Origin of the sequence: Mesorhizobium sp. WSM4884 (assembly GCF_029625675.1) — a bacterium.
Classification (GTDB): Bacteria; Pseudomonadota; Alphaproteobacteria; order Rhizobiales; family Rhizobiaceae; genus Mesorhizobium.
In genome coordinates, this window is record NZ_JARTVO010000001.1 from 258,100 (window position 1) to 272,630 (window position 14,531).

A 14,531-nucleotide genomic window follows, 5' to 3' on the forward strand; every position below is an offset into this window, starting at 1 on the left:
ATTCGGCAGCGAAAGGCCAGAAGTGTCTACGTTTTGTTCTGTTTTTGCACTGTCCGGCTTGCTTGACAGGCGCGGCCGGTGAGGGAAAGGTGCCGGCAGGGCAGGGGCGGCAAGCCGTTTCCTGAGAGGCGCCGCAAGTGCGCAGCAGTCGAAGGAGCACCCGTCTTGGCTGTCACCATCACGTCCCTTGTCCTCCTCCTTATCGGCCTGGTTCTCGGTGGCGGCGGCATCTGGTTGGTCTCGCTGGGCGGCAGCTGGTATTATGTGATTGCGAGTCTCGCTTTTCTGGTCACGGCCTTTCTTATCTTTCGTCGCAAGTCGACGGGGCTCTGGCTCTATGCGGTGTTCGTGCTCAGCACGCTGTGCTGGGCGGTGTGGGAGATCGGCTTCGACTGGTGGCAGCTCGGCCCGCGCGGCGGCATCATCGTCCTCGTCGCGCTGTGGCTGCTGACCCCATGGGCAAGGCGAGGGTTCACCGGTCCGGACGGCCGCGCGCCTCTCATCCTGGCGGTGCTGGCCTCGCTTGCGGTGGCGGGCTATTCGATGACCACCGATCCAACGGATATCGGCGGCACACTCGACACCGACAAGGTGACGCCGACGGCCAATCTCGGCGGCGACATGCCGGCCGGCGAGTGGCATTTCTACGGCCGCACGCCATTCGGCCAGCGCTATTCGCCGCTCGATCAGATCACGCCCGACAACGCTGCCAAGCTGCAGCCGGCCTGGACCTATCGCACCGGCGACGTGAAAGGTCCCGACGATATCGGCGAGACGACCTATCAGGTAACGCCGCTGAAAGTGGGCGACGCGCTGTTCATCTGCACGCCGCACAATTTCGCCATCGCCATCGATGCCGCGACCGGCAAGGAGAAGTGGCGCTACGATCCGAAGGTCAAGCTCGATCCCAACCGCCAGCACCAGACCTGCCGCGGCGTGTCCTACTATGCCGACCCGAAGATCGCGGCCGGGCAGCCTTGTGCTGGGCGCATCTATCTGCCGACCTCCGATGCCAGGCTTATCGCGCTCGATGCCGCCAGCGGCCAGGTATGTTCGTCCTTCGCCGAAAGCGGCACGCTCAATCTCATGGCCAACATGCCCTATCCGAAGTCGGGCTATTATTATTCGACCTCGGCGCCGCTGATCGTCGCCGGCAAGATCATCGTCGGCGGCGCGGTCAACGACAATTATTCGACCGAGGAGCCGTCGGGCGTCATCCGCGCCTACGATGCCGGCACCGGTGCCTTGCTGTGGAACTGGGACTCCGGCAATCCGGACCAGACGGCGCCGCTACCGGCGGAGCAGAAATACACGAACAACTCACCCAACATGTGGTCGACGGCGAGCGCCGACGAGAAGCTCGGCCTGCTCTACCTGCCGCTCGGCAACCAGACGCCGGACCAGCTCGGCATGGGCCGCAGCGCCAATACCGAAAAATTCTCCTCCTCGATCACCGCGCTCGACCTCAACAGCGGAAAATTGCGCTGGGTTCGCCAATTGGTGCATCACGATCTGTGGGACATGGACGTGCCGGCCCAGCCGACACTGGTCGACATCACCTCGGCCAACGGCACGGTCGTGCCGGCGCTGGTCGGGCCGACCAAGCAGGGCGACCTCTATGTGCTCGACCGGAGCACCGGCGAACCGATAATCCCGGTGAAGGAGATGCCGGCGCCGGGCGGCGCGATCGAAGGCGACCATGCCTCGCCGACGCAGCCGGAGTCGGGGCTTTCGTTCAATCCCAGGCGGCTTACCGGCGCGGACATGTGGGGCATCACCATGTTCGACCAGCTGGCGTGCCGGATCGCGCTCAGGAAATTGCGCTACGAGGGGCGTTACACGCCGCCCTCGCTGCAGGGATCGCTCATCTATCCCGGCAATTTCGGCGTCTTCAACTGGGGCGGCGTCGCGGTCGACCCGGTGCGGCAGGTGATGTTCGGCATGCCGACCTATCTCGCCTTCACCTCGACGCTCGTTCCGCACGCGGACGTGCCGCCGCCGGGCGACAGCACCAAAGGCAGCGAGCAAGGGCTCAACCGCAACGAGGGCGCACCCTACGCGGTGGTACTGAAACCGTTCCTGTCGCCGCTCGGCATTCCCTGCCAGGCGCCGCCCTGGGGCTACGTCGCCGGCGTCGACCTCAGGACCGGCCAGACCGCCTACAGGCACCGCAACGGCACCGTCTACGACATGACGCCGCTGCCCCTGCCGTTCAAGGTCGGCGTTCCGGGCATCGGCGGGCCGATGATCACCGCCGGCGGCGTGGCCTTCCTGGGTGCGGCGGTCGACGACTATCTGCGCGCCTACGATCTCACCACCGGCAGGCAGCTCTGGCAGGCAAGGCTGCCGGCCGGCGGGCAGTCGACACCGATGACCTACACGGTCGCCGACGGCCGCCAGTTCGTCGTCATCGTCGCCGGCGGCCACGGCTCGGTCGGTACCAAGCCCGGCGACTATGTGATGGCCTACACGCTCGCCAAGTAGACGACCGTGTCCAGACTTCAGAGGCCGAGATGGCTCCTCAGGCTGGGCACCTGGCCAAGCACCTGGTTGGTGAGATCCGGGCCGGCGGCTGCTTCGGCCTGCTTGATCAGGGTCTCGCCGGCCTGACGGATCTGCGCCATGTCGAGCCCGGACTCTTTCAGCACCGCGACGCCGTTGATCAATGCGCCGGCCTTTTCGCCGAGCACGCCGCCAAGCGCTCCCTGCAGCGACGACAGCAAGCCGCCGCCCGAGCCGGGCGCGGCGCCGGCGGCCATCACATCGTATTTCTGGGCCAGCGCACCGGCGCCGGGGATCTGGTCGAAGAACGACGAAATGGTGGTACCTTCCGCTTCATGCTCGAGCACGGAGAAGATTGTGCCGACGACCTTCTCGGTAGTCGTCTGATCAAGTCCGGCCTTCGAGGAAACGGTGTCGATAATGTCCTGGACGTTCATGGCACTCCCCTTTTTCATTCGGATCCGCGAGGCCGCGCCGGCAGCTTCCCGTCCCAATGTGACAGCTCCATCAACGCTCTCGGAAATGACCAAAATGTGATGAGCCTGCCTGCTTATCTTCGCCGCCGCGGGCAGATTCGCGACCGGCATACGGTCCCGCGGCTCGTCACCTGTCCGTGACTGGACCGTGCAAGTCTCGACCCTATCTTGCGGAACAATCAATCCAGCCATCCCAATCCAGTCGTCGAGGGAGAGCCATGACCGAACCTGTCGCCAAGCCTGTGATCACCCAGGCGATGATCGATGCCTATGACGAGTACACGCATCTGACGCTCGACCGGCGGCGCTTCATGGAGCGCCTGACAAGGCTCGCAGGATCGGGTGCGGCGGCCGCCGCGATCGCGCCGATGCTGGCGGCGAATTCGGCCCAGGCGGCGATCGTCGCCGAGGACGATGCGCGCGTGAAAGGCGAGGACATCACCTATCCCGGCAGCAGCGGCGAGATGAAGGGCTATCTGGTCAGGCCGGCTGGTCAGTCCAGCAAGACCGGGAGCGTCATTGTCGTCCATGAGAACCGAGGTCTCAACCCGCATATCCGCGATGTCGCGCGGCGCGTGGCGCTGGAAGGCTTCATTGTGCTGGCGCCGGACTTCCTGTCGCCGCTCGGCGGCACGCCGTCCGACGAGGACAAGGCGCGCGACATGTTCACCAAGCTCGACGCCGCCCAGGTCTCGGCCGACGGCGTCGCGACGATCGCCTATCTCAAGGGCCTGAAGGACGGCAACGGCAAGGTCGGCGCGGTCGGCTTCTGCTGGGGCGGCGGCACCGTGAACACGCTCGCCGTCCATGCGGCCGATCTCAACGCCGGCGTCGCCTATTACGGCATGCAGCCGAAGGCCGAGGATGTGCCGAAAATCAAGGCGGCGCTGCTGTTGCACTATGCCGGGCTGGACGAGCGCATCGACGCCGGCATCGATGCCTACAAGAAGGCGCTCGACGCCGCGCATGTCGAATACACGGTCTATGTCTATGACGGCGTCAACCATGCCTTCAACAACGACACTTCGGCCGCGCGCTACGACAAGAAGGCGGCCGATCTCGCCTGGGGGAGAACGGTCGCTTTCCTCAAGCAGAAGCTGGCCTGACCTGAAACTCGAAACGCCTCGCCGTGCTGTCGGGGATCACTCCCGCGCCGGCTTGTGCATGGCCACGCCCGCCACTACCAACGCAATGCCGAGGCAGTCGGTGAGGCCTGGGACCTGCTGCAGCACGACCACGCCGATCAGCGTCGCGGTGAGCGGCAGGAGCGAGAGCATCAGCGCGAAGCTGGCGCGTGGCAGCCGCGCCATGGCGAGCTGGTCGCAGATATAGGGGATCACCGAGGAGCAGACGCCGACGCCGATGGCGGCGAGCAGCAGTTGCGGCGCCGTGAAGGCGGGCAGCGCCTCGCTGAAGCCGACCGGTAGCACGACGAGGAAGGCGATCGCCATGGCAGTGCCGAGGCCCGCGATGCCGATGCCCGTCTGCGCGATGCGGTGACCCAGCACGATGTAACCGACGAACAGCGCGCCGTTGAGAAAGGCCCAGAACAGGCCGACCGGATCGCTGGACCATTTGATATCGATCAGCAGCAAGGTGCCGGCGACGGCGATGGCGAGCGCCACGAAATTGCGCCGGCTCCTGAGGCCGACGAGGGCGACGCCGATCGTGCCGACGAATTCGATGGCGGCGACCAGCGAGATCGGCAGGCGGTCGAGCGCCAGATAGAACGCGCAGTTCATCACCGCCAGGCAGGAGCCGAAGGCCAGCAGCAGCAGCCGTGCCGAGCGGTCGGCCCGCGCAAACACCGTCCATGGCCTGGTGAGCGGCGCGAAGACGAGCGCGGCCGTGGCGATGCGCAGCCAGGCCATGCCGAGCACGCCGACCTGAGCGAACAGCAGCACGGCGAAAGCCGGCCCAAGATAATGGAAGATGGCGCTGACGCAGAACCAGACATGCGGCGGCAGCGCATTGGCCAGTCCGGCGAGGGCGGTGCCCGCAGCGTGGGTGTCGCCGGTGGTCTGGTTTGCCGTACGAACTTGCGCTTCAGAATTCATAAGATCATTATCACAGGCGGACATAGCGATTTATATGGGCGATGAACGATCTTTCGGGTCGTTAGCCTTCTGAAGAAAGAGAATTCTCTTGAAACACCTTCGAAATGAAAATGCCGATCTGGATGCGGCGGACCTGAAGATCCTGCGGCTCCTGGAAAAGGATGCGCGCACGAGCACGGCAGAACTGGCGCGTGCCGTCGGGCTCTCGGCGCCAAGCGTCGCGGAGCGCATCCGCAAGCTGCAGGAGAACGGCGTGATCGAGGCCTATACGGTCAGAATCAATCCGGCGGCGCTCGGCCTGAAGCTGTCGGCATGGCTCAGGATCAGGCCGGTGCCCGGGCAGCTCGCCGTCGTGGCCGAGATCATCCGCGAGCTGCCGGAGATCGCGCAGTGCGACCGGGTGACCGGCGAGGACTGCTTCATCGCTTTGGCGCATGTCGGCTCGGTGGCCGAGCTGGAACGGGTGATCGACAGGATCATCCCCTATGCGATGACCAACACCGCCATCATCCAGTCGTCGCCGGTCGAGCCGCGCTCGCCGCTTCGCGGGCTAGAGCAGTTCATCGTTTCACGGAAACGCTGAACTGCTCTAATTATTTGTTTTTACGCAATTCCGGACGGAAAACCGTTACACACTTTTCCTGGAATTACTCTAAGGGAGCGCTGACGGCTCGGTGTAACCGCGCCTCAAGCGCGCCTGCTTGAGAATCGCGCGCCAGCGGATCATGTCGAAGGGGATGGGCTCGTTGTTGTTGGCGATGTGGAAGATCTCGTTGTTGACGTTCTTCAAGGATCGCCAGAAATCATAGTCGGTGATGCGCGGATCGGCCGCCAACCGCTCCACTTCCACCTTGATGTCGGTTTTCATGCACTGTCCTCGCCCCGCATTCCGCCTGCCGCCCGCGCGTAACCCGGCACGGCCGTTTTCGAACGCGCCGCTGAGTCGTTCAACGGACTCAAGCGACTTGTTCACGTTAAAACCTTGGTAAGGTTAACGCGGGCGGGCGGGTTTTCAAGCGCTCTTGCGTTTGATGCCGATCGAGCGGCCGGCACGCTCCGGCATCGGCAGCGCGGCATGGGCAGAGCGCATGGCTTCGATCTGCGCCATTACATCGGCCGGGAAGGGGGCGACCTTCGGCCCTGCCATATCGACATGCAACGATAGCGATTCGGACGTCGCCGCCAGCCAGCCGTCGACATGACGGATCTCCTGATAGGCCCGCAGCCGCTTCTCGTCGTGGTCGATGAGCTGGAAGGAGACGTTCACCTTGTGGTCGAGGTGAAGTTCCTGCACGTAGCAGACGTGGACTTCGGCCGTGTAGATGGTGAGGCGGCGCTCCTTGGCATAGTTCGGCCCCATGCCCATCAGCTCGAACGCTTCGTCCGAGCAGCGGTCGAACAGCACGTTGTAGTAGGCCATGTTGAGATGGCCGTTGTAGTCGATCCAGTCCTTCTCGATCGCCATCGGCTTGGAAATGATTGGCGCGGGCATCGTCATCTGGTTTTCCTCGATCGTCGCTGGACAGGGTGTGGCTGGTGCGGTTCTGGTTGTTTGGAGCAATTCCGGACGGAAAACCGCTTCACCCTTTTCCTGGAATTGCTTTAGGCATCATCCATAGCTGCATTACAAGAGTGGCCACTGGTCCATTCGCGGAGGAAATCATGGCTTTGAGCGACCTCAATCCCGTCGAGCGCAACGAGGAAGGCATCGCCACAGTGCTCGGCATCCTCAAACAACAGTTCGGCGAGCGTTTTCAGACCGGTGAGGCGATCCGCAGCCAGCACGCGCACACCACCACCTATATCCCGACCCAGGCGCCGGACGGCGTCGTCTTTGCCGAATCGACTCCGGAGGTGCAGGAGATCGTGCGCGCCTGCGCCGCGCACCGCGTGCCGGTCATCGCCTTCGGCGTAGGCTCCTCGCTCGAGGGCCACACCAACGCGCCTGGTGGCGGCATCTCGATCGACACCTCGCGGATGAACGGCATCCTTTCGGTCAATCCGCAGGATCTCGACTGCACGGTCGAGCCCGGCGTGACGCGCGAAGACCTCAACCGACACCTGCGCGACACCGGTCTGTTCTTCCCGATCGATCCCGGCGCCAACGCCTCGCTCGGGGGCATGGCGGCGACGCGCGCCTCCGGCACCAACGCCGTGCGCTACGGCACCATGCGCGAGAACGTGCTGTCGCTGACGGCGGTGATGGCCGACGGCGAAGCGGTGACGACCGGCAAGCGGGCGAAGAAGAGCTCGGCCGGCTACGACCTGACGCGGCTGCTGGTCGGCTCGGAAGGCACGCTCGGCATCATCACGTCGCTAACGCTGAGACTCCAGGGCATACCGCAGGCGATCTCCGGCGGCGTCTGTCCGTTTCCCAGCCTGGAGGCGGCCTGCAACACGGTGATCGCGACCATTCAGATGGGTATCCCGGTGGCGCGCATCGAGCTGGTCAACGCGCTGCAGATGCGGGCGATGAAGAACTATTCGAAGCTCGACTATCCCGAAAGCCCGTGCCTGTTCGTCGAGTTTCATGGCAGCGATGCCGGCGTTGCCGAACAGGCCGAGACGTTCGGCATGATCGCCGAGGAGAATGGCGGCGGACCGTTCCTGTGGACCAGCGTCGCCGAAGAACGAACGAAGCTCTGGAAGGCGCGGCACGACGCCTACTGGTCGTCGCTGACGCTGCGTCCCGGCGCCAAGGGGCTTTCAACCGATGTCTGCGTGCCGATCTCGCGGCTCGCCGAATGCGTCACCAAAACCGAGGCCGATATCGCCGAGATGGGGCTGATCGCGCCGATCGTCGGCCATGCCGGCGACGGCAATTTCCATGTGCTGGTGCTGATGGACATCGACAGCCCGAAAGAGATCGCGCTCGCGGAAAAATTCGTCGCCAGGCTCAACATGAGAGCCATCGCGATGGATGGGACCTGCACCGGCGAGCATGGCATCGGTCAGGGCAAGGTCGGCTTCCTGCGCCACGAGCTCGGCCACGGCGTCGACGTCATGCGCACGATCAAGCAGGCGCTCGATCCGCTGAACATCATGAACCCGGGCAAGATACTGCCGGCAGCCGGGTAAACCTATCGAAGCTTGAAAGTTGGAAGGTCCGCGAGCCAACTGCCCGCATTTGCGCTTGCTACGCCAGCAGATTACTCAATCTGATTTCGACGAATTCGGCTCCCATCAGTTGATCTTCAGCAAGGCCTGTTGGAATGATAGGTCTTCGTTCCCTGCTTCCCAACCCACCTATGTCATCGTCTGAATAACGGACAACCTCATCTGGCAGGACACCCAGCAAGTCACGATGGACAAATTCTGGGATGGGCCACTCGGCACGGTTCCAGTCGCCAATCTCCGCAAAGACCTGCCATTTGCCGCTTATGAGATGTAGATCGCCGAACCGGGCGATCAAAATAGCTTTATCCGGCAAGATACCGCCAATCTCGGCTGAAGAGACTCTCGGCCCGAAAAAGTACCCCAGGAGTATTCGGCCCTTCGGAGCGATCCTTGCCACCACTCCCCTCGCGAAGCTGCCATGCGATAAGGGAATCGAAAAAACTGAGCTCTCGCGATACGGCAATCGTTTCACCAACCTCAGTCCTCGTATGTCACTTCGCTACTGCGACGCACGTCCATTGCTGTGCAAGGATCCACGTTTGATACTCTAGGCTCCGGCCTGAGCGGCAAGCTTTTGCAGCATAGGGCGGGTCGGCGCGAAGAAGGTCGTGCCGGTATGCGGTGTCGAGAAGTCGAGCAGCCGGTCGTAGGCGCCCGGCGGCTCGCCGACATACATGCGCTGCAGCATTTTCTCGATCACCCACAGATAACGGGTGTAGCCGATAAAATAGGTCCCGAACTTCTTCTGCCCCGGCCGGCCGAAAGGCATGTTGTCGCGCAGGATATCGTATTCGTTGCCGGCGTCGTCCTCGATGGTGGCCAGTGACTTGTGCGACTTGCGCGGCTTGTCGTCGTCATCGATCTCGATGTTGTCGATCTTGGTGCGGCCGATGATCTCCTCCTGGAGATGCGTCGGCGTTTCCGCCCAGGCGGCCATGTCGTGCAAATATTTCTGCACGACGACGTAGCTCCCGCCGGCAAACTCGGCGTCCTCGTCGCCGACAAGGGCAGAGGTCGGCAGGTCGAGACCGGTGGGGTTGGCGGTGCCGTCGACGAAGCCGAGCAGGTCGCGCGCGTCGAAATAGCGAAAGCCGGCAACTTCGTCGACGACGGTCACGTTGCCGCCCAGGCTGTCCAGCAGGATGCGCTCGAACTCGAAGCACATGTCGGAGCGTTCGGCACGGATGTGGAAGAGGAGGTCGCCGGGCGTCGACGGCGCCGCATGCACCGGTCCCTTGACCGGCGCAAAGGCTTTCAGCTCGCGCGGCCGCCGGTCCGGGGAAAGACGCGCCCAAAGGTCGGCGCCGATGCCGGCGATGCACGACAAACGGCCGGACAGGTCGCGGAAGCCGACGTTCTTGACGAGATCGTCAAGCGCGCCGAGCACCGAGGCCACCTTGGCGAGGGCCGCATGATCGCTGCCTACTGTAGCGACGAGGAAGACCGCGGCGAGCGACAGCGGAGCGTCGACGCTCTGCGCGTCGATCGGCACCCTGTCCCAGTTCTTGCCTGACATCGGGGATGCTCCGCTTCTAAGTTGGCTCAAAGTGGATAGCGGCCAGAGGCAAGCCGCTTGGGCAGGATGCCGAAACGATATCGCGACCGCCGGCGATCGCGCAACTGCGGCCCCTGCGTTTGACGGGATGGCGAAGGCGAATTGCCTCTTTATCGACACGCGGATGCGGGTAGAGTGCAGCTGACTTTAATCCTGCGTTCTGGAGCAGATGCTCGCTCGGCTGTTCGTGATCTTCGGTGGCTTGTTCGTGCTGGTGCTGTGCGCGGCGCTGGTGGTGCCGTATTTCATCGACTGGACAAGCTACCGCGCCGATTTCGAACGCGAGGCGAGTACGATCCTCGGCCGCAAGGTGACGGTGAAGGGCGATGCGACCGCGCGGCTTTTGCCGTTCCCTTCGGTGACCTTCTCGAATGTGGAGGTCGCCGGCGGCCCTGCCGGCCAGCCGGCAATGACGGTCGAGACCTTCTCCATGGACGCCGAGCTTGCGCCATTCCTGCGCGGCGAGCTGCTGATCTTCGACATGCGGCTGGTGCATCCCAAGGCAATCATCGACGTCGCCGGCGACGGCACGGTCGACTGGGCTATCCGGCCGTCGACGCCATTCAATCCGAGCCAGATCGCGATCGAGAAGCTGACGGTGACCGAAGGGCAGATCGAGCTGCGCCATGCCGCAAGCGGGCGCAGTCACCTGATTAGCGAGATCGACTCGACGATTTCCGCCAAGTCGCTCGCCGGCCCATGGCGGATGGATGGCAGGCTGCGCTTCGATGGCTTGCGCACGGAAGTCTCTGCCTCCACCGGCAAGGTGGAGGCGGACGGCCAGATGCGGTTACGAGTGAAGGCCGATCCAGACGCCTACCCTTTGGCCTTCGAGACCGATGGCAATGCCGGCATCGTCAAGGGTGCGGCCGTCTATTCCGGCCAGTTCAAGATCGCAAACGCAGACAAGGCCGAAGCGAACTCGGTCGAACCGCGCGGCGCGGAACCGGTCAAGGCCAGCGCCGGCAAGCCCGATCCGGGCTTCCGGCTGAACGGCAAGTTCGCGCTCGACCACCAGAAGCTCAACGTTGACGAATTCCGCTTCGAAACCGGGCCGCTCGACGATCCCTACACGGCCGACGGCAAGGCCTCGGTCGATCTCGGCCTCAAGCCGCATTTCTCGATCGAGGCCAGCGGCGCGCAGGTGCAGTTCGACGAGGCGGTGGGCGCGTCCGCCGGAACCGGGCTGACGCTCGACCAGCGCATCGCGGCGTTCGAGCAGACGCTTCAGCACATGCCGAAGCCGACGATGCCGGGCAGGGTCGAAGTCAGGCTGCCGGCGGTGGTGGCAGGCGACACGACGGTGCGCGACGTGCGGCTTTCGGCGGAGCCGGTCGAGGGCGGCTGGTCGGTGAAGTCGCTTGCCGCGACGCTGCCGGGCCGGGCAACGCTCGAGGCCGACGGCATGCTGAACGTCGAGGACCATTTCGGCTTCACCGGCTCCTTGCTGCTCGCCGTGGGACAGCCGTCCGGATTCGCCGCATGGCTGTCGAAGGATGTCGACGAGGCGATCCGGCGTCTGCCGGCGGCAGGCTTCAAGGCCAAGGTCGATCTCAGCGAGAACCGGCAGTCCTTCAGCGACCTCGAGCTCATCCTCGGCAAGGCCAAATTTTCGGGCCGCATCGATTCCAGCCAGCCCGACGGTGCAAGGCCCTCCGTGCTGATGCAACTGGCGGGCGGCGAGCTCGACGTCGACGGGCTGGCGGCCTTCGCCTCGATCTTCGTCAGCGACAAGGGCGCCAACCGCTTCGCCGACCGCGACCTCGATTTCCAGATCAAGGCGGGTCCGGTCAGCGCCGCCGGACTGACGGCCGACACTGTGGATACGGCGTTGCGGCTGCGCCAAGGCCTGCTTGAGATCGACCGGCTTTCGATCGGTGGTCTTGCCGGCGCATCGATCAGCGCCACGGGGCGCATCAAGGACTTTCCGGAAAGCCCGACGGGCAAGCTCGACGCATCCGTCGTGGCCGTTGATCTCAAGCCGCTCATCGAGGTCGCGGCACAGCATTATCCGGACAATCAGGTTCTGAAGGGCCTGGCCGCCCGCGCGGCCGCCTATCCGGAACTGTTCCAGGACGCCCGCATCGACCTGGTGACAAGCGCCGCCGACAATGGCGACGGTACCACCGGGCTTGCGCTGTCGGCGCAGGGCAAGGCCGGCGGTTCCGCCTTCTCGGCCTCGCTCTCGGGCAGGGGAACGCCGGACCGGCTTCTCGATGCTCCAGTGTCGATCACCTTCAATGCCAGGAACCAGAATGCCGCCACGCTGCTCGCGCTTTACGGCCTGCCGGCGCTGCCGCTCGGCATGCTTGGACAGGCAACCACCGACGTCACGGCGAAAGGCTCGCTGGGCGGCGGGCTGGCGACCAGCTTCAACCTGACGTCCGACGATTTCAGGGCGAGCTTTGACGGGACAGTCGCCGAGACGGAGCAAGGCGCCACCGCCAAGGGCAAGGTCAACCTCGATGCCGCCGATATCGAGCCGTGGCTGATGACGACCGGCGTCGGGCTGCCCGGCATGGGTACCGGCACCTCGACAACGCTCGCCGCCGACGCCGATTTTGGCAATGGGCTTTTGGTGCTGAGCGGGCTGAGCGGCGCCATCAACAAGGCGTCGGTGTCCGGCGACGTCAATGTCGACAGCAAGGACGGGCTGCCGCATATTGCCGGCGCGCTGGCGCTCGAAGAGCTCGACCTCGATCCGCTGGCGGTGTCGCTGTTCGGCGACCAGTCCTTCCTTGCCGCGAAAGGCGGTGGCTGGCCGACGGCGCCGTTCAGCCAGAAGTCGACGCTGCCTTTCAGTGCCGATCTCGACCTCAACGCGGCGGCTCTTGCCGCCGGACCGTTCGCCACGGCGCACGACGCGGCGCTGTCGCTGAAGCTCGACCGGGAAGGAATCCATGTCTCGGACCTCAAGGCCAAACTCTACGGCGGCGCGCTGACCGGCCTGTTCGAGCTCAAGAACACGGACGGTACCGGCTTGTTGTCGGGTCAGGTGAAGCTTGCGGGCAGCGATCTTACCGCAGTGCTGCCGGATGCCGGCATCAGCGGCAGCGGCGACATTTCGGCCGCGCTGTCGACCAGCGGCAAGTCTGTGGATGCCATGATTGCCGCTTTGTCGGGGTCCGGCACTGCGGCGCTGAAAGGACTGACCATTGCCGGCATCAATCCCGACGCCTTTGCCTCCATCATCGCCAAGGCCGATGCGATCGGGCGCGACATCGATGCCGCCAAGACCGGCGGCTTCGCGCCACAGATCGCTAGGCAGGGAAGTTTTGCGGCCGGCGACACCGATATCGCCTTCACCGTCGCCAACGGCACGCTGCGAGCACCGCCGATCAGCCTCGACAATCCGGCGGCGACGCTGTCGGCGGATGTCACCGCTAACCTCGATGCGAGCAGCGTGGCTGCCAGCGGCTCGATCACCTACCGACCGGGCGACGAGGCGCTGGTCGGCTCCGAACCGGCCCTGAATTTCAGTCTCGCCGGCCCGCTCGGGGCAACGGCGCTTCAGTTCGACAGCGCGCCACTGGCGCAGTTCCTGACACAGCGCGCGCTGGAGAAGGAGCAGCAGCGGGTGGAGGCGATGCAGGCGGAGCTGCTCGAGAAGCAGAGGCTGCGGCGCGAGGTGCGCTATTACGCTGCGCTGCAGGCCGAGCGCGACCGGGCGGCCGAGGAATTGCGCCGGCAGGAGGAAGAGGCGCGGCAGAAAGCCGAGGCCGAGGCCAGGGCGAAAGCCGACGCGGAGGCGCAGGCGAAAGCCGAAGCCGAGGCGCAAGCGAAGGCACAGGCGGAGGCGCAAGCCAAGGCGGAAGAGGAGGCAAGAGCCAAAGCGGAAGAGGAGGCAAGAGCCAAAGCCGAGGCTGATGCCAAGGCTCAGGCCGAGGCCGCGGCGCGCGCCAAGGCGGAGGCCGAGGCGAAGGCACAGGCCGAAGCCGATGCGAAGGCTAGGGCCGAACAGCAGGCTGCCGATGAAGCGGCAAAGGCGCAGGCTGAGGCCGACCGCAAGAAAGCGGAGCAGGCAAAGCAGGAAGCTGATCGCAAGAAGGCCGAGCAGGCGAGACTGGAAGCCGAACGCAAGGCGGCTGAGCAGGCGCCGAAGGTCGATCGGTCGCTTCCCGGCGTCAACGAGAATTCCGCTCCATTGCCAGCGAAGCCCAAGGCTAATCCCTTCACCATCGAGAATCTGCTGAAATCGCTGGATGGCGGTTGAGGCTTATCCACCAGGAAGCCGCGGGTCTGGCATCCCGGCCACGCTCGCCGTTCAGGACGGCTCCTGACGAAAGAGCAGGCGCTTGAGCATGGGCTCGATCCGCGAAAGCTCGTCGAGATGGGCAGCCGACAATTCGGCCAGGCGATCGTCGGCAAGGGGGGTGAGTTGCAGGAGCACGCGGCGGTGGTCGGCCTTGTCCGGGTCCCTTGTAACCAATCCCGCCTCGCTCAGGCGGTTCACCAGTTCGACGGCGCTGTGATGGCGGATGCGTAGCCGCTCCGCCAGATCGCCGACCGCCACGGGTCCGCCGCCGGGATAACCCTTGATCGCCAGCAGCGCCTGGTGCTGGCGCGGGGTCAAGCCCGCCTCGTTCGCCTGCAACTGGCTGAATTCCAGGAAACGGCGGATCAGGTAGCGGAATTCGGAAAGCCGCTGGTAGTCGGCCTGGCTGATGGCGGGGCGCGGTTTTTGCGGATGCGTCATTCCTCGACTTATGGGCCTTTCCTGCGAAAGCTCAACTCCTCCCACGAAAGTCAGGGCGGCTTGATGCGATCCGCGACCAAAATGACGCGAACAGCAGTCGAAAAAGCCTTGAAGAATTATATCGTGTT

12 protein-coding genes are annotated in these 14,531 nt (G+C 64.5%); 5 read left to right on the forward strand and 7 right to left on the reverse strand.

Annotated elements, in window-relative coordinates; translation table 11 throughout:
• The first annotated feature begins 165 nt into the window (after positions 1-165).
• Positions 166-2,484, forward strand: a complete 2,319-nt coding sequence (locus tag P9236_RS01115) for a glucose/quinate/shikimate family membrane-bound PQQ-dependent dehydrogenase (RefSeq protein ID WP_278072765.1) — start codon at positions 166-168, stop codon at positions 2,482-2,484.
• Between the two features lie 17 nt (positions 2,485-2,501).
• Here P9236_RS01115 and P9236_RS01120 read toward each other — a convergent pair whose 3' ends face one another.
• The gene (locus P9236_RS01120; RefSeq protein ID WP_278072766.1) at positions 2,502-2,939 is read right to left on the reverse strand and encodes a hypothetical protein; all 438 of its coding nucleotides are present in this window, start codon (positions 2,937-2,939) and stop codon (positions 2,502-2,504) included.
• A 257-nt stretch (positions 2,940-3,196) separates the two neighbouring features.
• Between P9236_RS01120 and P9236_RS01125 the strand changes: the two genes are divergently transcribed.
• Positions 3,197-4,084: a dienelactone hydrolase family protein gene (locus tag P9236_RS01125; RefSeq protein ID WP_278072767.1), complete on the forward strand. Its 888-nt coding sequence runs from the start codon at positions 3,197-3,199 to the stop codon at positions 4,082-4,084.
• Between the two features lie 36 nt (positions 4,085-4,120).
• On the opposite strand, the gene P9236_RS01130 is transcribed toward P9236_RS01125, so the two are convergent.
• The gene (locus P9236_RS01130; RefSeq protein ID WP_278072768.1) at positions 4,121-5,035 is read right to left on the reverse strand and encodes a DMT family transporter; all 915 of its coding nucleotides are present in this window, start codon (positions 5,033-5,035) and stop codon (positions 4,121-4,123) included.
• Between the two features lie 88 nt (positions 5,036-5,123).
• Here P9236_RS01130 and P9236_RS01135 point away from each other — a divergent pair, with 88 nt between their 5' ends.
• Positions 5,124-5,618, forward strand: a complete 495-nt coding sequence (locus P9236_RS01135; RefSeq protein ID WP_278072769.1) for an Lrp/AsnC family transcriptional regulator — start codon at positions 5,124-5,126, stop codon at positions 5,616-5,618.
• Between the two features lie 69 nt (positions 5,619-5,687).
• Here the strand turns inward: P9236_RS01135 and P9236_RS01140 are convergent, their stop codons facing one another.
• A complete protein-coding gene (locus P9236_RS01140) occupies positions 5,688-5,903 on the reverse strand; it encodes a hypothetical protein (RefSeq protein ID WP_278072770.1) in 216 nt (71 codons plus the stop codon).
• A gap of 144 nt (positions 5,904-6,047) precedes the next feature.
• Positions 6,048-6,533, reverse strand: a complete 486-nt coding sequence (locus P9236_RS01145; protein ID WP_278072771.1) for a thioesterase family protein — start codon at positions 6,531-6,533, stop codon at positions 6,048-6,050.
• Between the two features lie 164 nt (positions 6,534-6,697).
• Here P9236_RS01145 and P9236_RS01150 point away from each other — a divergent pair, with 164 nt between their 5' ends.
• Positions 6,698-8,113, forward strand: a complete 1,416-nt coding sequence (locus P9236_RS01150; RefSeq protein ID WP_278072772.1) for an FAD-linked oxidase C-terminal domain-containing protein — start codon at positions 6,698-6,700, stop codon at positions 8,111-8,113.
• 58 nt (positions 8,114-8,171) lie between these two features.
• On the opposite strand, the gene P9236_RS01155 is transcribed toward P9236_RS01150, so the two are convergent.
• On the reverse strand, positions 8,172-8,624 hold the full coding sequence (locus tag P9236_RS01155; RefSeq protein WP_278072773.1) for a hypothetical protein: 453 nt from the start codon (positions 8,622-8,624) through the stop codon (positions 8,172-8,174).
• Between the two features lie 75 nt (positions 8,625-8,699).
• Positions 8,700-9,668 (reverse strand): Dyp-type peroxidase, encoded by a 969-nt coding sequence (locus tag P9236_RS01160; protein WP_278072774.1) that lies wholly within the window; start codon positions 9,666-9,668, stop codon positions 8,700-8,702.
• Positions 9,669-9,876: 208 nt separating this feature from the next.
• On the opposite strand from P9236_RS01160, the gene P9236_RS01165 reads away from it, so the two are divergent.
• Positions 9,877-13,920, forward strand: coding sequence for an AsmA family protein (locus P9236_RS01165; RefSeq protein WP_278072775.1), 4,044 nt, complete (start codon positions 9,877-9,879; stop codon positions 13,918-13,920).
• A 51-nt stretch (positions 13,921-13,971) separates the two neighbouring features.
• On the opposite strand, the gene P9236_RS01170 is transcribed toward P9236_RS01165, so the two are convergent.
• Positions 13,972-14,403, reverse strand: coding sequence for a helix-turn-helix domain-containing protein (locus tag P9236_RS01170; protein WP_278072776.1), 432 nt, complete (start codon positions 14,401-14,403; stop codon positions 13,972-13,974).
• Positions 14,404-14,531: the final 128 nt, after the last annotated feature.